Raw genomic sequence first — 21,544 nt, 5'->3', positions numbered from 1 at the left:
ATAAAGTGACTAGCAGCCTGTCGGACAACTAGCTGAAGCATTTACCTTTAATATCTGCTGATATTTATCCAAAGCAGACAAAGCGATCGCACCTTGGGTTGGTGTCAGGAGCGATCACTTTTAAGTTGAGTTATTTATCAGCTAAGGATTTTTTGGGATGCGATCGCGCATCAAACTAGTGGCAAGTAATAAATCGTGTTGATATCAACATACGTGCAATCATAAAAATTTTAACCCCTTTAACAATTAATTCCGTAATATTACGTAAGCTGTTAAGTTTTTTTGAGATTATAAATAAATAGCGAAAATACTCAAATCGAGCTACACATTAACTAAATAAATTTATTAGAAGTATACAGAAACTAAAAATTCTGTAGTTAAAAAAATTAGCAATAGGTTTTAAAATGAGCAATAAGTTATACAAAGTATTTGAAGAGGTAGAACAAAATGCCCAACTTCTCTCTAAATATTGGCATAATTTTTCTACCGAAATATCTGAGCATTTGCCAGATACATATCACGCCGAACTACAACAACTTTCTGACAAGTTAGAGAAAGCTATTGATAATTTAATAGATGAGCTTCGCAATCCTACTCTTACCCTTGCGACAACAGGAACTACCAGTAGTGGTAAAAGCACTTTAGTCAATTTATTATGTGGAGCAGAAATTGTTCCTGTCGCTGTCAGCGAAATGAGCGCCGGATCAGTAACCATAGAATACAGCGAAAAAAAATCTTTAATAATCCATGAAACTACAGGAGCATTATGGGAGTGTGGAGAATGGACAGGTATTAGTGATGAGCGAATTTATCAACGCTTATACGATGTCATGATAAGTTACATCGATAACAGAGAGAAACAAGCTAAATTAGATTGCCCCCAATCGACCATATTTTACCCTTTCAGACTCATCAAGGAATCTAAACTGGAATTACCCAGAGGTGTAAAGGTAAGAATTTTGGATTTGCCTGGTTTGGCGTATGTGGGCGATGAAGGTAACGCAAATGTGATTAAACAGTGTCGTGAGGCATTGTGCTTGGTAACATATAACAGTGCAGAAACTGACAAAGAAAAAGTTAAAAGCTTGCTGCAAGAAGTAGTTGAGCAGGTAAAAGATTTAGGTGGTTCTCCTGCGCGTATGCTGTTTATTCTCAATCGTATTGACGTTTTTAGAGCAGATAGAAACTGGCCAGAAACAGAGACTCGTTTTGTTGAGAATGCAATACGTAGTATCAAGCAAGAACTCTCCGATCAGTTAAAAGAATATACAGAAGACATTGATAAATTACAGGTTATAAAACTGAGTACATGGGCTGCTTTATTAGGACTTCAGATAAAACAATATGATGAAATATACAGTTTAGAAGCTTGTAAAAAAGCAGATAACCATTTTAATGGTTTAATTGATGAGAATATATTAGAAGACCTACCGCGTAAAATAGAAAGATGGTCTAGACATGACCGAAATAGGGTTGCTGATGCTTTATGGCAAAAGTCTTATGCAGAAGAATTTCAGCAATCCTTAAAAGAGCATATTAGTCAACATTTTCCCCGGTTAGTAATTCCCCAAGCTATAGAACGTTTTAATGTTGCTGCTGGGAATGCTATTACAGAGTGGGCTTTACAGACAACAACAGCCATTCTTAATAGTTCGGAAGAACGCTATCAACAAGAATGTGAAAAAATCTCGCAAATTAGATCAACACTTGATAGTTTCTTACAAATTAGCGACAAAAATTTAAGAGAACCTTTTGAAAAAATAGATAACAAAATTAAGCAAGTTTTAGCAGACGAGTCAGAAGATGACCCAGTACTGTATTTAGAGAATACTATAAAAAGTCTTAATAAGGTTGAACCATACAATGAATTGGGAGACAAATTATGTTCACTTTATGAATGGCGACGGGGAATAGGTAAAGGAATAAACAACGTATTAGAATCAGTAGCCAAGTCTTTAGAAAATGGAAGAGTAATTTTAGATACTCCAAATTTGAAAAAAGCGAACGCTTTAAATGTTAACTTGTTGGGTAACTGTTTAAGAAGACTAGTTAACTTGGGCTACACATCTTCAGTTGCAAAATCTGGTAAAAAGATGGAAGCAAGAACAGAGGATGAAAAGAATAAACTTAAGCAATTAAATGAAGAATTCAATGAACTGGCAATTCATTTAAATCTCGTGATGAAAGACGTATTAGAGCAAATTTGCAAACAAGAAATAGATAGAATGTACCAGGCGGTAGTTGAGCTTTTTAAATGTCATTTATCGCATATAGAAAAAGGTACAAATGATATTGCACCTAATATTGCAATTAGATTTCCTGATTCTCAACTTATCAGAGTTGATAATGAACTCACATTTAATTTCCCTTTTAAAGCAGGTTTTGCAATTACATCAGGAAATTGGCAAGAGGCTATACAAGTAGAGAAAACTGAAAGAACTTGGTATACTTTGTGGCTTGGTAAAAAAACGTATTACGAAACAGAATATAAAAATCGTTCTAGCGATAATGCAGAAATTCCCAGCATAGAACAGTTGCTTGAGAATTGGCAATTTCAGGTTAAAGCAGAAGATAAAGAAATAGTAAAAAAAATCTCGCGTTGGCTAATAGAACAAATTGATTGTTTAAAAAAAAATGTAGAGAAAGTCCAGAATGATGTTATCAATCGTTATGAAGATAGACTTAATACTGCAAACAAAGAAATTACAACAGATTATGAAATGCAAAAAAACGTCTGGCAACCTATGCAACAAAAAGCTAAAAGCCTTGTCGAAGAATTTTATAACTTAGGGATTAATTTAAAAAATGAATAATAAATTAATGGAAAAATTAATCTATTTTAATGTATATTAAAACATTATATTTTTAAAGCCGATTTTTATAATTATATAAAATAGCTTTGCAAATGTAAAAATAACAATTTGATGGAATTTTACCAATAATCAACTTACATCGAAAAGTAAATGAACCCAAATTTAAAAAATATATACAATCAAGTTTGGAGGGAAGTGCATCCTCAAATATCAAACGATAGAGTAGGTGTCTTGTACAAAGTCATACACATCCTACTTGAAGAAAAAGTAATACTTGAGCAAGAAGAAGAAATTACAGCTGAGTTTTTTTGTAATATCTTTAGTATAAAAAGCAATGCTAGGCTGTTAGAGGATAAAAATTTTTTTGAAGGGTTAATTATGAATCCAAGAGAGCAGTTGAATCCAAAAGAGATTGTTAGAAGTATATTAGCAACAAATGAAAATGAAAGGCAACGCGAATTATTATGGGTCGTGTTAATAGCTTGTTTTATTGTTGGAACATTTATATGTATTCAATTTATTCAAAGGCGAAAAAATAAAGAACGAGGGGGTAATACTAAAAATGTACAACAACCCGTAGCTGTATCTTTACAACCTTTAGCACCTCCTCTAGAATCACTCACTGTAGCTTTATGTCTTGTTGTACCTGCCTATGTAGTAAATAAATTAAAAGAGCAATATCAAATAGATGCTAATGAAATTGAAAACCTCATAGATAATGCATCGTATTTTCTCTGTACAAAAGTTGCTGATGCCGAATTAGTACAACAGCATCTAGATTTGACAGGTGAAAATATTTTAAATGTTGGCGAACGAAGAGAAGTTTACGTCAAAATTCATATTGCTGATGGACAAGAAATGCTTGATAAGACAGTTCCATATATTTTAAAGAGAAATCTACCTTCTCACCGTCAAGGAGTTGTTAAAAAATTAGATTCTCTTGGAGATTTATCTGGCTTAGAAAAATTTAACCGTGTATAAGGAACCTTTAAATGGATTGGAAAACAGCATCTTCTTACTATGAGGCTCGTTTAAGTGAAGCTCTAAATGTACAGCGATACGCGGTTAATTTAGCTAATTTACCTCAAGCCGAAATTCCATCTCAATTAAAAGCAATACTGTTACAAGAAGCAGAACCAGCCCGTCGTCAACTTGAAAGGCTGAAAAAGCGAGAGTTTCGCATTGCAGTTGTCGGTTTAGAAAAAGCAGGAAAAAGTACTTTTATTAATGCCTGGTTAGAATGCGATTTACTTCCAGCCAAGGGAGGAAGGTGTACATTTACAACAACGCAAATTTATTCGGTTGAAAATGACACTGAGCAAAAGCTTGAAGTACAAGCGAAAACAGAAGAACAATTTATCAATTTATTAAACGAGCTTGAAACAGCAAAAGCCCAGGAAGATATCAAAACTATCCGAGAAAATGAAATTACTTTGCAGCAAGTAATAAAAGAAGGTAATCGGACTTTTCCATTTACTCGTTTAGACGATATTAGGGAATCACTCAAGAAGTATGTAGCAGATGAAAAGTATGCTCATGCTGTTTTAGAAGCGAGACTTTATACCAACAGACTTGCCCAAGCTGAAGGTATTGTTTTTTATGATGTTCCTGGTTTAGATTCAGGTTTAGCAAAGCACGTTGATGAAGCCAAGGAAATGCTGTCAGATTGCGATGCTGTAATATTAGTACAGCGTTTTACTAGCCTGAGAGAGAAGGAACTAGAAATCATCAAATTCACAGAACTTGGTGACAAAAATATTACCGTTGCTGATAAACTTTTTGTATTTTTAAGTCGTATTGACTCATTAGCTACTCCCGAAGCACTTCAAACTCATATTGAAGAAGCATCTCAAGATTGGTTTAGACGTGCCAAACTTCCACAGGAACGTATTATATCTGGTTCGGCGGGAGCATATCTAGTTTTGAATGGATTAGCTGGAGAACAGACAAGGTTAGAGATTGGTGACGCAAGTAATATCGAAGCCCAGTTAAAAAGATTAACTGGAATTATCGATGAGGAAACTTTAAATAAGAAAGGTACTGGAATTCCAGAAATAAAAGAAAAAATATTTAATTATATTAATACTGAACGTGTATTTATCTTAAAAAAGAGATGCGAGGCTTCTATAAATACAATATTAACTACTTCGGAAGAAATTTATAACTTAGTTAAAACACGTTATCCTGAAAACCCTGAAGAAGCAAAACGATTTGAAGAAGACCGTAGACGAGTTTTGTTTAGCGAATGGTGGAATCATAGATGGGAAGAGAAGAAAGCTGATCTCCAAAAATTTTATGACTCTTCTGTTGCCAATAACTCTCTTGATAATTTAACGGCTAATTCTGCAACCAGCCTCGCAAAATTTAAAGAGAGATATCTACAAATTGTCGCTAGTGAAATTCAAAAACTGAAAGCAGAAGTATTTATAAAAAAAGATATTATCTTTGCTGCTAACTCATTCCCACAGTTTGACCGCATGAAAGCTAATTTCGCTTGGCGTGAAGATTTATACGGCGACATTAGCAAGCTTTTATCTTCCATAGCCCGACAACTCGCTCTAGAATTGAAAGATGAGGCATTAAAATTAGTTGAATACATGACAACATTATTGTGGGGCAGCAAGCAAGTAAAAGAAAGATTAATTGATAAATCGGAAGAATACTTTTTATCTAAGCTAGAAAATAGCTTAAGTGTCCTATTTTTACGTTTTGCCCGTCCGGTTGCAGAAGTATTAATTCGCGCTCCACTTAATAGCGATGCCCGCGATAAAATTGCTAAGAGCCTTGGTGTAGACATTGAAATAGTTGATAACTATTACATGGGAGAAGAACCCGCTTTTCAAGTTCTTAAAAGATATGCAAAATATGGTTATAAATTACTCTATAATCCTGAGACAAGGCAACAAATTTTAGGAATAAAAGGAATCGTAGCACCTATTATTAATGTTGTCACACAAATTACTATAGATGTTTCCAGCGAATTTCAATCTCCCAAAGACGATGTAACATTTGAAGTTGAAAATGATATCAATGCTTTTGAAGAATACTTGCGTGCTGCAATTTTTGAAGCAGCAGGTTTTGAATCGTACTGCATTCAAGAACTCAAGGGCTTGATTGATAGTTTTAGGGAAAAGGAAGGCACATGGACGGGGATTGCCCATAACGAATGGTTGCAAGAAAATCCGCTTTTGTTCGCAGAGATACCACCAGAATTGCGATCGCAGGAGTCTAACTTAGAAGTTAGCGATCGCTTGCGCCAATTATCTACTGCATTAAAAATCGGCATTACCTACCAGAACACAAAGCGCGATCGCTATTCATCACTTTCTGGTTAGTTTTCAAATAATCGTGTAGCAAATAGCAACCCCGTGCCAGTAAATTTTCGAGTTTGATATCTGCCAAATCTCGGAAAATTACTGTGCCATTGCCACTACCCGCAGCCAAAGTTTTGCCGTCATGGCTGAAACTGACGCTGGTTAACTCATCCCTATCACCTTTCAAAGCAATCAGCAATGTCCCTTCTCGGTTCCAAATCCTCACTTTGTCATCACTGCTAGCTGCTAGAGTCTTACCATCGGGGCTAAAACTCACACTGATGAAACTATCGCCATCCCCCGCAAGATTATTTAGCAGATTTCCTTCCCGGCTCCAAAGTTTCACCGTGCTATCAATACTAACTGAGGCGATCGCCTGACTATCAGGTGTCCAAGCAACCCCATTTACCCGGCGGCTATGACCAGTTAGGGTGTATAGCAATTTACCATCCACACTCCAGATTTTCACGGTTTTATCATCACTGGCTGAGGCTAGCAACTTGCCATCTGGGCTAAAGCTCACCCAATTCACCGCATCTTCATGTCCCTGCAAAGTCTTGAGCAGTTTACCGTCGCGGCTCCAAAGCTTCACCGTTTTATCTTTACTAGCCGAAGCGATCGCTTTACCATCAGGCGACCAAGCTACACCCAAGACGGCATCATGATGACTCTGTAAGGTGTTGAGTAGTTTACCGTCGAGACTCCAAAGCTTCACCGTTTTATCTTTGCTAGCCGAAGCGATCGCTTTACCATCAGGACTGAAACTAACTCCCCAAACTTGACCTTTATGCCCTGTGAAAATACGGATTAGTTTCCCATCTCGACTGAAAAGTTTTATAGTTTTGTCTCGACTTGCTGCTGCTAAGGTGCGATCGTCTGGGCTAAAACTGATACTAGTAACCCAGTCATCATTATCAGCTTTGGGCTTTCGCAGCAGCACATCGTCCCAATGCCAAAGTTTAATAGTTTTATCCCGACTGGCAGAAGCGAGGGTGCGACCGTCTGGGCTGAAAGTGACACTGTTAACCCAATTATTATGTCCCTTCAGAGTTCCCAGCAGCACACCTTCAAAACTCCAAAGTTTGATTGTCTCGTCGGTACTTGCGGAAGCGATCGTGTTACCATCACGGCTAAAACTGACGCTGGTGACTCCAGCACTATGCCCCGATAAGGTTCGCAGTAGTTTACCCTCCCGACTCCACAGTTTGATAGTCTGGTCTAAACTAGCAGAAGCGATCGCTTTACCATCGGGCGACCAAGCTACACTTTTGACTGCATCATCATGTCCCTGCAAGGTTTTTAGCAGCTTACCATCCCGACTCCACAATTTCACAGTCTTGTCAGCACTCGCGGAAGCAATGGTTTGACCATCAGGCGACCAAGCGACACTTAAAACTGCACCATCATGTCCCTGCAAGGTTTTGAGTAGCTTGTTATCCCGACTCCAAAGTTTTATTGTCTTGTCTGTACTCGCCGAAGCAATAATCTGACCATCTGGGCTAAAACTGGCACTATTCACCACAGCTTTATGCCCTAATAGAGTAGCAAGCAGTTGACCCTCTCGACTCCAAAGTTTCACCGTCTTGTCTTGACTGGCGGAAGCAACGATTTGACCATCTGGGCTGAAACTGACGCTATTAACTACATCTTCATGCCCCGATAAGGTTTTGACTAAGCTACCATCAGGACGCCAAAGTTTAATTGTAGTATCCGCACTAGCTGAGGCAATTAAAGAGCGATCGGGGCTGAATGTAGCACTATTTACCCCAGATATATGCCCTTCTAAGCGGTTATACTCTCTTACCCCAGAAACTGCTTGATAGAGTGCCGTCTGTACTTCCTCTCTTGTATAGGAATCTACCCAGACTGTTTGTTGTAATTTTCTCGCCGCTTTTAAACCTTCTTTTAAAGCATCAATACCTTTTTGCGAGGCAAAGAGGGCTTCACTAGATGCACTCAGGGTTTTAATTTCGCTATCTACTGCTGTCACTATGGAAACACTTAATCCTAATATGGCGAGAACACAAGCAGTCAGGGCAATTTTCAACGAACGATTTAATTGAGCTTCACTGATCCTTTGTTTCTTTTGACTTTCTGCAAGTTTAGCTGTTAACTCTTTTTCTTTGAGTTCAGCTCGTAATTGCTCAATTTCTAACTGACTCAATTCTTCCCGCTTGTGTAATTCTCGCAATTCTGTTAATAAGTCTAATCCATGTTGGGGATGAGGATCTACCAATTTGAAGCGCTGCTTCTTTTGGCTTAGTTCGCTCTTAAGTCGCTCAATCTCAGCTTGACTCTGTTCTACTTTGTAGCGCAACTGATTTAGTTGTACCTGTAAGCTCGATTCTTGTTGTTGCAGGTAGCGAATCAAGTCTACTAAATAATCGTGAATCAGTTGATAGCGTTCTGGTACATCAGGGAATTGTACCACTAAACCGGAGCTAACTAAAATCTCTAAGACTAACTCTAATTTGCCAGCATCTTCTAACTCTGCTAGCTGCGCCGCTAATTCAGCACGAGTTTTAAAAGGTCGGTTGTTACTTTCATCTGTTAATAAGTATAAGACGAGTAACGCGGCTCGTTCATTCTCTGGGCCGCAGTCTTTAATTAGTTCCTTAATATATCGTTCGATGAGTTTGTTAGGTCTATATGGCTGATATTCTTCTAGTGTAGTAATTCGCTCATCTTGAATTTGCGCTCCGACAACTTGCAATTCAATGGGACGGACTTCACCAAATTCTGTGGATAAATCTTCGACTAAGGCATCAATTAAAGCAGGTTCTAAATTAAACTGCGATCGCTCGGTCAATTTTCGGATAATTGCTTTGGCATATTCTGGCGTAAAGTTATTTAACTGGTAGCGAATATGCTTGTCGAGAATATTGTTGTTAATCGCTTCCAGTGCCGAAAGATGTTTAAAGTCTAATAAACGATGTAAATAATCTTCTCGCAAGGAAAGGATGACTTTAACAAAGGGTATATTGAGGCAGTCGCTAATAAATTTATCAAATTCTTGCTTTTGATTGCGATCGCTATAACCAAAGAAAAATTCTTCAAATTGGTCAAAAATTAAAACTGTGATCAGATGGTTGTCAGCATTTTCTTTTAGTTGTTGTAAAATTCTGACGATGGTGATCGGTGTGCCAGAGTAGGGCAAAGCCTCCGGTTCAATGGCTGCTTCTGGCTTAATATCAGCGTAGATGGCCAGGGATGCGTCACTAGACATCGCCTCACTTAAAGATTTCCCTAATTCCCGCGCCCAATCGGTGTAAACTTGCAGCACCACAGGCACGGCTAATTGATCGCCAATGGCTCGATTTTGCAGTGCTGGAACTAAGCCCGCAGTTACAATAGAACTCTTACCCACCCCTGATTGACCGTGAATCACTGTCAATTTTTGATCGGCGCGGCTAATTCTCCCAATTAAGTTATTAATATCACGCTCTCGACCAGAAGCCGCAATTTCTAAAGCAACGCTACTACTTCCAGAAGGTGACATCAATGCTGGGTTTGTCGCCTGTCTTTGCGGTTGCAAGCGCCCTGCACCGATAAAAGCCCGAAAACCGTACTGCTGCTCAACAGAACGCCGTTTCTGTCGAATGTAATAGGCTTCCAAATAGCGCCCTTCTTCAAAGTACAGCGATCGCAGTCTCCGCAATAGGCGAATATAACGATGGGCATCGTATTGATGGGCACTGCTTTCTAAGGCTGCTGGCAGTTCTTTTGTCGCCTTGTCCAGGTATTCACGAGCTACTTCTTGTTCACCTAAATTTCGCTGGGCTTTCGCTAAAACTAAATAGTAAATTTGCCCCAATAATAATGGAAATAAGCAGTTATAAGGGTCGTTCTGCTTTTGCGCCTCACCTAATTTCAGCAGTGATACGTGTGCTAATATACTCGCCTGTACCCACCGCGACTGCTGCACAGCCACTTGTGCCAGAAAACCGTAGTCACAAGCTAATTGGATTTGACTACCATAAGTTTGATGTAATTCCAGAGACTTTTGAGCAACCGTCTGCAACTCTTCCCACTCTTGCAGATATTGCAAAACTTCAGCGAGTTGACCAATAAATCCAGCAACTATGTCTGAACGCCCAGCCACCTGCAAAATATTCAAGCACTGCTGAAAATAAGATTTAGCTGTGTACCAATGGCGGCGGTTTTCTGTTTGATTTTGCTCTGCAAAACGGCAATAACACAGCCCAATATAAAACAGTAAAACTCCCTGTCGCAGAAGTAGTGGAGATGGGCGATTAGGAGGCGTTGAGGAAGAAAATACTCCCTCATCCCCCTCGTCTCCCCCTACTTCCCCTGCTCCCTCATCCCCTGTCTCCACCAGCTTTTGCCAAACTTGCAAGCTTTGTTGAAAATGGCTTAAAGCTGTATTAATGCGATCGCTAATATAATTATCTAGACCAAAAACAAATTCTAAACTAGCGTGTAATTCTGGCTCTAAGGTAATACCACGATTGTGCAACTCTCTAATGGCAAAGTGGAGTTCATAGCTATGTTCCCAGACTTGCTCCACAGTAGAATAATGCTTTGCAACTTGAGGAGGTTGGTGTTGTGCAGCATCAGTGGCTAACACCGTGGCAAACAAAGAGTCAGTTTCCTGTTGCAAAAATTGCAGCAATGATTGAGTTGTCATTCCAAACTGAATTGGTGTAGCTGCCCAACTAGCGAAATCTGGTGCTAAACGCACCACCTTTTGCAACACTTCCTCATTCACCCACAAAATCATTGGAAATGGGTGGCGTTTGCGAAATTCATCCCGAATATGATTGATAGACCTAAGTAGATCATCGAGTCCATCTACTGACTCTAAACCCAAAATCATCAACGCCGATGGCGGATTATCTTTGGTTAGCAGTTGTAAATGAATAGTTGTGTAAAGGCTTCTAGCATTATGCGGCAGAACTACCTTTTGAATTTGATGTACTCCTGAAGAGAGTTCTTCGAGTCGTAGCAGCATTTGCTCTTGCAAAACTCGATAATTGCAGCACACCAAAACTAGGGAGAATTGACCGCTAGAAAGGGCAATTGCTCTCCCCAAACTCCGCAAAGCTCGCTCATTCGCTGCTGTTATATCTGCTTGTGGGTGTCGTTCAACCATGATTTAAATTTTTCCGTCTCTGCTAAAACTGGGTTGACGGCAAACCAAGCTCCCTGATGATCGCGGTATTCAAATACAAATAAACTTCGCAATAGGGTGTAGTATTCTATATCACCTCTGACTCTCTGCTGTTGCACCACCTGAAAGATTAATTCCCACTCATGGGGGTCGATGGCGTTAGTTCGGTAATCCCGCTGTCTTTGAATCACCAGTTCGACACACTCCCGATTAAAGGGTGGATCTTGTTCTCGCAGACAGTCAAACAGTAACCCTAGCAAATCGCGGACATGACCACCACTAATCAAGCACAACCGATCTAAGGTTTCCAGACTATCAAACACTTCTGTAATTAAGCCTAACCGATCACTAGCCAAAATGTCTGGGAAAGCTCTAGCTAGCACCATTTGCCGCAACATTGTTAGCCCTTGAGGGAAAATTTCCCCAGAGCGCAAACGCACAGGTATCATCGGTAAGACTTTTGGTGCGACTCCTCCCCCCAAACGATGCTGAAGTTCGGCACTATCGTTGGAGAAAGTCAGGGCTAAGGGAATAGTGTAGACTACATGACAATTCAGTTGGCGTAACTGTTCACCGCGCTGAATAAATAAATATTCTGGCAGCGATCGCCCCGATGGTAAAGGTCGAATTGCGACTCTATCCAAGTTATCAACAATGACTACCAGTCCTTTTTTACCCCTGGTTTTCAGTTCCTTGTTGGCACGTTCTAGCAATTCTTGATTAATTGACTGTAAAATATTTGCTGTTCGCGGTTCTAGATAATCTCTTAACCGCCGCCGCAATTGGGGACTTTCTTTAGTTTTAGCTGTAATTTTGGCAATTCCCACAGACAACTCTGCTTCTACCCCAAGGTCAATTGGCGTTTGCAGAAAATCGACAATTTCACCAAACAACTTGGTAAAGTAGGTAGGTTTGAGCCTAATTTTCATCGCTTCTAGGCTTTCACTCACCTGTCCGGCGATCGCTAACAAAATATCAGTCACATCCACATCTGCCATTTCTAAGACATGGGTAGACTCAAAGTAAACTACATGAAATTGCTGCTCCTCTAACTCAGCTTTGAGGCGCAACAACTCTGTTGATTTTCCACAGCCGAGATGTCCTGTAAATAGCTGACAAGTTGGTGCATCCGGCGATATCCGAGCGATCGTGCGCTGCAAAGCCTCAATGATTTTGCCACCCCGCACCGCAGCAAAATCGATATAGTACCTGCGATCGCTGGCATTTCCTATGATTAGAGGTCTGCTCGGATTGCAAGCCTGATAAAATCTTTCTAAATCTAGGAGCATAACTAATCGAGTTCACTCAGGAATGGGGATGACAAAATCTACTGAATAAATATATTAGTTTTAGGGAATTTCTGCCTTAATTTAAGTAGATCTCACTCAAAATACTAACTAAATTAGCAGCATTCAGGATGATTTTTCATATCTAGGTTTCATCTAGCACAAGGCAAGGCTGATATTTGATTTGAAGTAAGCAGAAATACTACTAGAAGTAATACTTCCAAAAATTTCGGATACAAAATAAGTTTATCTTATGAATATTAAAAATATCCAATCCAAAAAAAGGTACTGTTAGGTACAATTTTGGAGTGTTTTTGAATATAGAGTTCTGTTACAGCAATTTTTAGGTAATTAAACCATACGCTAGTGGGGATGTGGAGTGACAACAAATAATTAAATTATCCAATCTTGCGGGGTGAACATCTTGTCCGCCCTCGGCTACGGGCGCTCGTGTCGCCATTGGTGTCAACTTAACGTAAAAACCAATCTACACAAAGCTTTGATAGATTCCCTCGTTCCCAGTCTCAGACTGGGAATGCCTAATATGGGGGCTGCCGCCTCAAGACTAGCGGCAGAGCCGCAATTGAGGTGCATTTCCAGCCAGAGGCTGAAAACGAGGTTTTAAAGGGGTTTTTGCTTAAGTTGACACCAATGGTGAGACGCCCACCCCACAAGAAGTAGTTGAGTATTTTTTTATTTGTCAGTCCCTTGTGGTTCAAATATAGGATACTTTTACTGTTTTCCAGCGACTATGGGAAAAAATAAAATCCCTATGACCTCCTATTCGTCAAGGTCTTAGGGATTTTTTGCTTACGGGACTGGTGCGACTTGAACGCACGACCTGACGCTTAGGAGGCGTCCGCTCTATCCAACTGAGCTACAACCCCAACTAGGAAGCATATATAATCATAGCAGTAGTTTTAGCGAGACTGCCAACAATTTTCCCAAGAGCCTCCACCTACTTCTAAACCACAAAGAAAACTTTCTGCTTTTAAGATTATTTGAGATTTTCTGCCATTTAATTCTCGTAACTCTAAATTTAACTTTCCTTGCATGGTGTCTCGGCAACAGTATCTTAGACCTTCTGCTGTGGGCGCACGGAGAGGTGTACCAGGTAGATCCGTAGTTCCTGTCAATTCAATTTCGTAATTGGAGTTACTAGCTTTCATTTGCCATCTACCCCAAGGCTGAATTTCCCAATCTACTTGTGAATTCCAAGGAACGAATTCGTAAAACTTGCCTTGATAGTGCAACCCAATCATCGCTACAGATTCCATCCACCACAGCACACCCCGGCGTCCACCGCCAGCAGTTAATGCTAAGTCAGGTTCGCCCTCAAATAAATTACAATTTATCCAAAACCATTTTTGGGGAAAAGCACCGCCCCAATTTTTCTCGCCGTAGGCTGGGGCGTTGGTGAATTCGTAGATTTTGCCATTCCAGTCAATCTTCCCACTGGCTAAACCGTGAGCCATCAAAATTTGCCATCCCGGTTCAAAAATCTGCAAGAATGACACCCAGCCTGCGGTTGATTGCTGAATGCTATTTTTATTGCCCCAACCGTATACAGGTTGAATTTCATACTGCCAACGGCAATAATTATTGGTGGCGCGATCGCGAATTATTCCCTGATTCAAGGTGGCTGTGGCTTGATAACCCTCTTGAACATGATGCTTAAACTCTGCTGGGAGCAGGTATAGGGGAGAAACTTGCAAATCCGTTTTACCCCAATGACCTAAACCCAGAACATCTCGACTACCCCAGAATTTCTTCACATCAGGAAAAGTCCGGCATAAATACCCATCATCCGGGCCGAGGATTTGGGCTGCACCGCCGCTATAGGGTTTACCGCCGATGGGGTCTTCGATGGAGTACATAAAAGCGAATGTTTGCCCAATTTCCGGCAAAGTGACCCGGTAATACCAGCCTTCAAAGAAGCGACGACTACTACCATCCCAGTGATAACCAGAATGGGGGGTTTGGGTTGATTGGAGAAGATTTATGGGAATAGTTAACATAGATTTACATAGTTGCCTATTTCTCAGTATGCGCGATGACCTTGATATCAATCATGCTTATGAAATTCTTGGGTTGGAACCCGGTGCGTCGTCAGCACAGGTGAAGCGAGCTTACCGTCAATTGGTGAAAATTTGGCATCCCGATCGCTTTCTTGACCAAAAGCAAAAACAGGAAGCTGAGGAAAAAATCAAGTTAATCAACGCAGCTTATAACCAGCTCAAATCTGAAAGTCCATCCGAGGCTCCCATTAGTGAAAATCCATCTTCATCTTCGCCTACAAATCCCACAAAAATATCTGTCAATCGTTGGGATGCAGAAACTTTCTATACTTTGGGAGTAGAGAATGCTACAAAAGAAAGATATGAGGATGCGATCGCAGATTTTACCCATGCAATTCGTCTCAATCCTCACTATATTGATGCATATAAATATCGTGGGCTAGTTTGCTCTCAACTAGGATACGAATATAGAGCCGCTTCAGATTTAAATAAAGCTGCACAAATAGAACAAGAGTTAATAAATCCGGGCGCTGCGCGGACATCACGCTCACCTAATGCTGTATCTAAACCTAGACCTCTAATCCAAAGATTTTGTCAAGGGATAAAAAGGTTACTGCGGCTCAATCGGCGTTGGAGATGAGAAGCGAATATAGTTTAAGACGCTTTAGATGGCGACACCATACCTTGAGTTAGATAGATAATACTTATAATTGGGAATACTAAGTATAACTTGTTTGCTGCTGAGTTCTTAGTATTCTGAGTATGAGCGATCGCTTTGATATAAATCATGTTTACGATATCCTGGGGTTGAAACCAGGTGCATCTGTTGATCAGGTCAAGCAAGCTTATCGCCAGATGGCTAAGACTTGGCATCCAGATTGTTTTCTCCAACCGCAGCAAAAGCTAGAAGCGGAAGAAAAAATCAAAGAAATTAATCAAGCTTATGCAAGGTTAAAGTCTTATCAGTCAAATGATATAAATCAATCTGCTTCTACTTCTACCAAAATTGATTTCACTCCATCCAATGCTGAAAGTTGCTACAAACTTGGTATGGAGAAAGCTCAAAGAGGAAAATATACTGAAGCAATTGAAGACTTTAGCAAAGCAATTCGTCTAAATCCCAACTACTTTGAAGCCTATAAATATCGAGGGCTTGCTTGCTCGAAACTAGGATACGAAAATAGAGCCGAGTCAGATTTGAAAAATTCTATAGAACTGGAACAGAAACAGAAAAAAGCAGCACCCAAACCAACACCGCCACCACCAAAGCCACCAACACCGCCACCAACACCTCAACCTTCACCGTGGAAATGTGTACACACCCTGAGTCATCTAAACTGGGTTTTTACAACTGTAATCAGTCCAGATGGGCAAACTCTGGCTAGTGGAAGTAGTGATAATACTATGAACCTATCCCACTAATAATATTTGTGCTACAAAGCTTAAGCTTATTGAGAACCGAAAACGAAAAATCAAGGTTTTCAAGCACATTTTACGAAAAGAAGTAGGGGTTTTTTGAATAGTGGGATAGGTTCATCAAGATTTGGCATCTGGACACAGGGAAATTGCTACATACTCTCACTGGTCATACAAAATGGGTAAGATGCCTTGCCTTTAGCCCAGATAGCCAAACTCTGGTTAGTGGCAGTGATGACAGCAACATGATGATTTGGGATCTCAACACAGGTAAATTACTCAGCATCCTCAAAGTACATTCAACCCCAGTTTTTTCTGTAATCATTAGTCCAGATGGTCAGACTGTCCTCAGTGGCGGTAGAGACACCACTATCAAGATTTCCCATATAGGCATGGGACAATTGTTGCACGTCCTCAAAGGTCATTCTTACTTGGTTTACTCCCTTGCCATTTGCCCAAAGCAGCAGATTTTAATCAGTGGTAGTGCAGACAATACCATTAAGCTATGGAATTTGAAGAGTAGAAAACTGCTACAAACTCTCAACGGGCATTCAGGTTGGGTGACTTGTGTTGCCGTTAGCCCTGATGGGCAAATTTTAGCTAGTGGCAGTTATGACCAGACTATCAAGTTATGGAACATCAGTACAGGTAAGCTAATTAAAAAACTTGCGGGACATCATAATTATGTTTGGTCTGTAGTTTTTAGCCCCGATGGTCAGCATCTCGCTAGTGGTAGTGCAGATCATACTGTGAAGCTATGGGATGTTAGTACTGGACAAGAACTTTACACTTTGGATAACCATTCGGATTGGGTTAACTCTGTCGCTTTCAGTCCTGATGGCAAAACTTTGATTAGTGGTAGTAGAGACATGACAATCAAGCTTTGGCGCTGCCATGTCTAAGACAAATTAAAAATTTAGATGATTTCAGTAAATTACTAGATTTTTATCAATCCATCAGATCACAGCGTAATAACATCCATCTTTGGGATACTCTTTCTTTTGATTAAGTATTAAGTCCCTAGAGATAGAGCCACTTGCTGATCACATAAGTTATCGTGAGAATTACCAACGATTAGGTAGCAAATAAAACCCAATATTTATCAGCAACATACATTTTTCAACTCATTAAAACCTCTTGTTCTTACAAAGCTTTAGTTTGTCAATATCAATATCGAGGAGTGAAATCAATAGCTATGTCTATTCCCAATGAATCTGAAAGCAAAAACAGTGAAGTCAAGAAAGAATTTTACACTGATACTAATGGTAATACTCACACTGACTTGACGCGAACTACTGAAACAGTCAAGAACAGCCCAGCTAATCCCAACTCTTTCAGTAACGGTTACGTACAAGGTCGAAATACTGAGCGTAGCAATCAGCAAGCTGATTTAGCCGAGCGTGACAATAACAATTCTAGTCGTGGTTTGCTGTTGGGTATTATCATTACTTCCCTGCTTGGTTTGGTTGTAGGTGGGGTCTGGTACTTCAACCAGCAGAATAACGCAGCCGTTAACAATACTGTGCCGGTCGTGGTTCCTGTACCGAGTAAGAGTAGTCCAACCCCCAATGCATCTCCTCAACCACAAACGAGGATAATCGAAAGAACTAGGGAAATACCTGTTCCTGTTGCTGTTCCTGTTCCTGTTCCACAACAGCAGGTTATACCTCCATCTGCACCTCGCCAACCGGATATTAACATTACTATTCCACCCCAGCAGCCTGCGGCAGAAAAAGCACCTTCTGTAACCCAGCCAACCCCGAAAGCGGCACAAAGTCCGACGGCAAATCCAACTAGTATTACTCCGACTTCGCAGAACAAGGGCGATACTTCTACTAATACTGTCGCTCCAGGTACGAAAAGTGATACCTCTAAAACCACTCCACCTCAAGGGGTAGACCAATCAAATAGTAAATCTAATAGCGGTTCTTCTACCACAGGTGATGCTACTACAGGCGGTTCTGGTCAATAACGGCTTCTGAACTTTTAGCCCACTTGATAATGCTGGCATTAATGCCAACATACAAGTGGGACAATTTTTAAGCAATATTTCGGAATTGTTGCGATAAATGAATGGTATTCAAGTTTAGTAAACATATGGTGTACCTGAACAAACAGAATGCTAGATTAAGAGCAAGGTACAAACAGGTTAAAAGTTAAATAAAACTTTCAAGTTAGAGCCTGTGCCTCCTGCTCTAATGTTCTTGCGATCGCTCCAAAGTTGTGGCATCCATTGAATGTATTTTTGCGTTGAGTTCAATGAGTTGTTTTGGAGGTTTTAGAACGCACAGCCAGAGAATGCCTGCCTAGTTGGAATATAAGGATGTGCATTTCTGAGTAAAGCGATCGCGAATGCTGTCCACCAAAATTTAAGTTAGTTACTTCTGAATTCTCTAATCTTCAAGAAACCGCCCCAAGCTGCTGATATTTTTCGATCATGGCTTTAGGCGGTTTCTGCTTTGAGCTAGCTAAAAAGTTCAGAATTGTTAACGACTAATTAAGGTAATTACAGTCACTTCTGGCGGGCAAAATAAACGTCCTGGTTTATAAGTTCCTAAACCACGATTGACATATAGTTGATTTTCTTCCACCTTGTGAAACCCTTGTGCCCACTCCCAATATCGCACTACTTTAGAACAGTCTCCTAAGAAAAATGTTACCCAACGCCGTAATTTTTTGGGAATTTGTTTGAGTAGCTTTTTATAATAGAATACTACAGGCCCAATGCCGGGAATTACGATGTGACCACCGTGGGTATGACCAGATAGTTGCAAATCTACGCGCCATTGTTGCAATATCTTGGCTGTATCTGGATTATGGGATAAAACGATGCGCGGTGTAACCGAGTCTAGTTGATTCATGACTGGTGTAGGGTAAAATTCCCGTGACCAATAATCAGCTAGTCCTACCAATGGTAATTCTTTTCCTAGTGGATAGGCGATTTCATTCCAAAGCACATGTACCCCAATGCTAGTTAACGCCTCTGTAACTTCTGCTTTGGAGTGGCTGTAATAGATATCGTGATTACCAAGTACGGCGTAGATACCACAGCGACTTTGCAGATGTTTGAGTCGAAGCACCAGTTGGTGAATTGGCGTCGGATCGTCAGTTACGTAGTCACCAGTTAATAGAATTAAATCCGGTTCAGCTTCGTTAGTAAGTGCGATCGCTTTTTCTAACATGTCTTCCGACAGCCGCAAACCATCATAGTGAAAATCTGACAACTGCACTAGCGTTGTACCTTGTAAAGATGCTGGAAGTTCCGCAATCTTAACCGTTATTTTATCTACTCTTAAATGTCCCGTAAACAACCAATGCATAAGGCAACCGATACTCCTCATACCAGCGCTTATAGCTTACCAAATATCAAAATGTAACTTGATAAACTGCAATAATTTATGTCACAAACTCCAGATACAATTAACTAATTGATTTATTTGAAATCGCTGAATTTAGTTATGGGGTTTTCTTTCTGCCTCCTGCCTTCTTATTCACCTTCTAGCGTGATTATAGTAACTTCTGGGCGGCAAAATAAGCGTCCTGGGAGGTAAGTTCCCAAACCCCGATTGACATATAGCTGATTTTTTCCTAGCCGATGAAAACCCTGTGCCCACTCCCAATGGTTGACTACAGAAACATTTACTTGCAAAAATGGGACTAGACGCCGCACTCTTCTAGGTATTTTTTTTACAAGCTTTTCGTAAAACAACGTCGCAGGCCCAATTCCGGGAATCACGATTTGACCACCGTGAGTATGACCCGATAATTGTAAATCGACTCGCCATGCTTGCAGTATCTCCGCAGTATCTGGGTTGTGGGATAAAACGATGCAGGGTGTATCGGGGTTTAGTTGATTCATGACTAGTGCGGGGTGGAATTCCCCTGACCAACTATCCGCCAGTCCAACAAGTGGCAATTCTTTTCCTAGTGGATAGGCAATTTCGTTCCAAAGGACGTGAATTCCAATGCTAGTAAGAGCATTTGTAACTTCTGATTTTGCGTGTTTGTAATAGACATCGTGATTACCAAGAACAGCATAGATACCACTGCGACTTTGCAGATGTTTGAGTCGAAGTACCAGTTGCTGAATCGGCGTTGGATCGTCAGTTACGTAGTCACCAGTTAATAAAATTAAATCTGGTTCAGCTTCGTTAGTAGCTGCGATCGCTTTTTCTAGCATATCTTCTGACAGCCGCAAACCATCGTAGTGAAAATCTGACAACTGCACCAGCTTCTTACCTTGTAACGATGCAGGCAACCCTGCAATGTTAACCGTCAATTTCTCTATACTCAACGGCCCAGATAACAACCAATGCATAAGACGTTCAATAAAGCTCAATCATAGTGCTTACAGCTTAACTGAACATTGTTGGTTTGTATGTAGCGACCAGTGCAAGTTATTGAAAATTTTATGAAATCTATAGATTTTAACGTATTTATACTTATTTAAATCAGACGTAACTTTCAGATGTAACTTTGCTGTTAATTTATGTCAGAGTATGGTGCATTTCTCTGAAAGGGTATATATATACTCGAAAACCCTCTGACTGTCTAATTAGTATATTTAAGCTTATCCACTAACGATTTTGGTAGGATTCAAGCTTTCAAATTTTTTGTTATATACCAATAAAACAGTCAGGGCGAAAACCCAGAAAATCCTGCTAGTAGATTAGCGTTTGATCTGGTTGGCGGAAGATGCTACCCGCGTGAAGATTTTATCAACTTAGCAGATTACATTGAAAGAAAACCTGGTATAGGAATTGTTAGAGCTAATTAAGACTTTTAATAAAATTCGTAATCGACCACCATACATCATCTTGATCTGTCCCGGTGCGTTATGCTATCGCTAACACACCCTACAATTAATGGATATTTTTTTAATTGGAAATTCTTTAACAGCGATCGCACGGCATTAGATTACCAGCAATTATTATTTTATTTATCAATAATTAAAAAAATAGCGCCAACCTAATTACAGGTTAGCACTATTTTTTTGTTTGATTTAATGCACAGTTAAAAATAGTTAAATGAATCTCCTAAGTTTTCCTCGCTCATTGTCCGCGATTCGTTTTTATACAGCACTACGGTTGGTTAATAAGTTCCACAGGAAAACCGCAATAATTGCACCAAGAACTGCTAGCGCAATACCAGGGATGCTAAGACTAGGAGCTGCTAAAGTTAAGGTTCCTGTACTGAAGAATACACCTAAACTACCGCCAACAAAAGCACCGATGATTCCTAGTACGATTGTTCCCAGGATTCCGCCACCTTGATGACCGGGGTAGATAGCCTTAGCGATCGCACCAGCAATTAGACCTAAAACAATCCAAGCAACAATATTCATTGTTTTTAATTCGGTAAACGTTTTTTACTCACAAATATATATTAGCAATCTTAATCTTTTGACCCCATCTACCATCAGAATTAATCATTAATAGCCATAAGGAATAGTTTAATTGCAACTAGGTTTTTTGATATACATCAGATTGCAGGTAAATAATCAATTAAAAAAAACTCCTAGTAGGTCTTTAACTAGGAGCTTATTAAACTATTGCTTGGTAATTGC

General features: G+C 40.1%; 13 protein-coding genes and 1 tRNA gene. 7 read left to right on the top strand and 7 right to left on the bottom strand.

Going from position 1 to position 21,544, the window contains the following annotated elements; all coding sequences use genetic code 11:
- Window positions 1–404: 404 nt before the first annotated feature.
- The 3 genes from V7K30_RS26025 (at window position 405) to V7K30_RS26015 (ending at window position 6,148) form a co-directional block, all read left to right on the top strand.
- Window positions 405–2,813, top strand: coding sequence for a dynamin family protein (locus V7K30_RS26025; protein ID WP_335004248.1), 2,409 nt, complete (start codon window positions 405–407; stop codon window positions 2,811–2,813).
- A gap of 150 nt (window positions 2,814–2,963) precedes the next feature.
- Complete coding sequence (locus tag V7K30_RS26020; RefSeq protein WP_335004246.1) at window positions 2,964–3,794, top strand: hypothetical protein; 831 nt, start codon at window positions 2,964–2,966, stop codon at window positions 3,792–3,794.
- A gap of 11 nt (window positions 3,795–3,805) precedes the next feature.
- Window positions 3,806–6,148 carry a dynamin family protein gene (locus V7K30_RS26015; protein WP_335004244.1) on the top strand — a complete coding sequence of 781 codons (2,343 nt, stop codon included), beginning with the start codon at window positions 3,806–3,808 and terminating at the stop codon, window positions 6,146–6,148.
- On the opposite strand, the gene V7K30_RS26010 is transcribed toward V7K30_RS26015, so the two are convergent.
- From V7K30_RS26010 to V7K30_RS25995, 4 genes are all read right to left on the bottom strand, one after another.
- Complete coding sequence (locus V7K30_RS26010) at window positions 6,099–11,240, bottom strand: nSTAND1 domain-containing NTPase (protein ID WP_335004242.1); 5,142 nt, start codon at window positions 11,238–11,240, stop codon at window positions 6,099–6,101. The genes V7K30_RS26015 and V7K30_RS26010 overlap by 50 nt on opposite strands.
- Window positions 11,210–12,547: a P-loop NTPase fold protein gene (locus tag V7K30_RS26005; protein ID WP_335004240.1), complete on the bottom strand. Its 1,338-nt coding sequence runs from the start codon at window positions 12,545–12,547 to the stop codon at window positions 11,210–11,212. Before V7K30_RS26005 ends, V7K30_RS26010 begins: the two co-directional genes overlap by 31 nt.
- Before the next feature lie 810 nt (window positions 12,548–13,357).
- Window positions 13,358–13,431: transfer RNA gene (locus tag V7K30_RS26000), tRNA-Arg, on the bottom strand.
- Window positions 13,432–13,464: 33 nt separating this feature from the next.
- A complete protein-coding gene (locus V7K30_RS25995) occupies window positions 13,465–14,562 on the bottom strand; it encodes a tocopherol cyclase family protein (protein WP_335004238.1) in 1,098 nt (365 codons plus the stop codon).
- Between the two features lie 28 nt (window positions 14,563–14,590).
- On the opposite strand from V7K30_RS25995, the gene V7K30_RS25990 reads away from it, so the two are divergent.
- The 4 genes from V7K30_RS25990 to V7K30_RS25975 all read left to right on the top strand — a co-directional run bounded on the left by V7K30_RS25990 (window position 14,591) and on the right by V7K30_RS25975 (window position 17,950).
- The gene (locus tag V7K30_RS25990) at window positions 14,591–15,202 is read left to right on the top strand and encodes a J domain-containing protein (protein ID WP_335004338.1); all 612 of its coding nucleotides are present in this window, start codon (window positions 14,591–14,593) and stop codon (window positions 15,200–15,202) included.
- A 122-nt stretch (window positions 15,203–15,324) separates the two neighbouring features.
- On the top strand, window positions 15,325–15,984 hold the full coding sequence (locus tag V7K30_RS25985; RefSeq protein ID WP_335004236.1) for a J domain-containing protein: 660 nt from the start codon (window positions 15,325–15,327) through the stop codon (window positions 15,982–15,984).
- Between the two features lie 113 nt (window positions 15,985–16,097).
- On the top strand, window positions 16,098–16,880 hold the full coding sequence (locus tag V7K30_RS25980; RefSeq protein WP_335004336.1) for a WD40 repeat domain-containing protein: 783 nt from the start codon (window positions 16,098–16,100) through the stop codon (window positions 16,878–16,880).
- Window positions 16,881–17,173: 293 nt separating this feature from the next.
- The gene (locus V7K30_RS25975; protein WP_335004234.1) at window positions 17,174–17,950 is read left to right on the top strand and encodes a hypothetical protein; all 777 of its coding nucleotides are present in this window, start codon (window positions 17,174–17,176) and stop codon (window positions 17,948–17,950) included.
- A 514-nt stretch (window positions 17,951–18,464) separates the two neighbouring features.
- Here V7K30_RS25975 and V7K30_RS25970 read toward each other — a convergent pair.
- The 3 genes from V7K30_RS25970 to V7K30_RS25960 form a co-directional block, all read right to left on the bottom strand.
- Window positions 18,465–19,298, bottom strand: a complete 834-nt coding sequence (locus V7K30_RS25970) for a metallophosphoesterase (RefSeq protein WP_335004232.1) — start codon at window positions 19,296–19,298, stop codon at window positions 18,465–18,467.
- 167 nt (window positions 19,299–19,465) lie between these two features.
- Window positions 19,466–20,296, bottom strand: a complete 831-nt coding sequence (locus V7K30_RS25965) for a metallophosphoesterase (RefSeq protein ID WP_335004230.1) — start codon at window positions 20,294–20,296, stop codon at window positions 19,466–19,468.
- 753 nt (window positions 20,297–21,049) lie between these two features.
- On the bottom strand, window positions 21,050–21,322 hold the full coding sequence (locus tag V7K30_RS25960) for a GlsB/YeaQ/YmgE family stress response membrane protein (protein ID WP_335004228.1): 273 nt from the start codon (window positions 21,320–21,322) through the stop codon (window positions 21,050–21,052).
- Between the last annotated feature and the right edge of the window lie 222 nt (window positions 21,323–21,544).

The organism is Nostoc sp., from assembly GCF_036917655.1.
Lineage (GTDB): Bacteria > Cyanobacteriota > Cyanobacteriia > Cyanobacteriales > Nostocaceae > Nostoc.
This window is presented reverse-complemented; position numbering and strand designations above follow the sequence as displayed.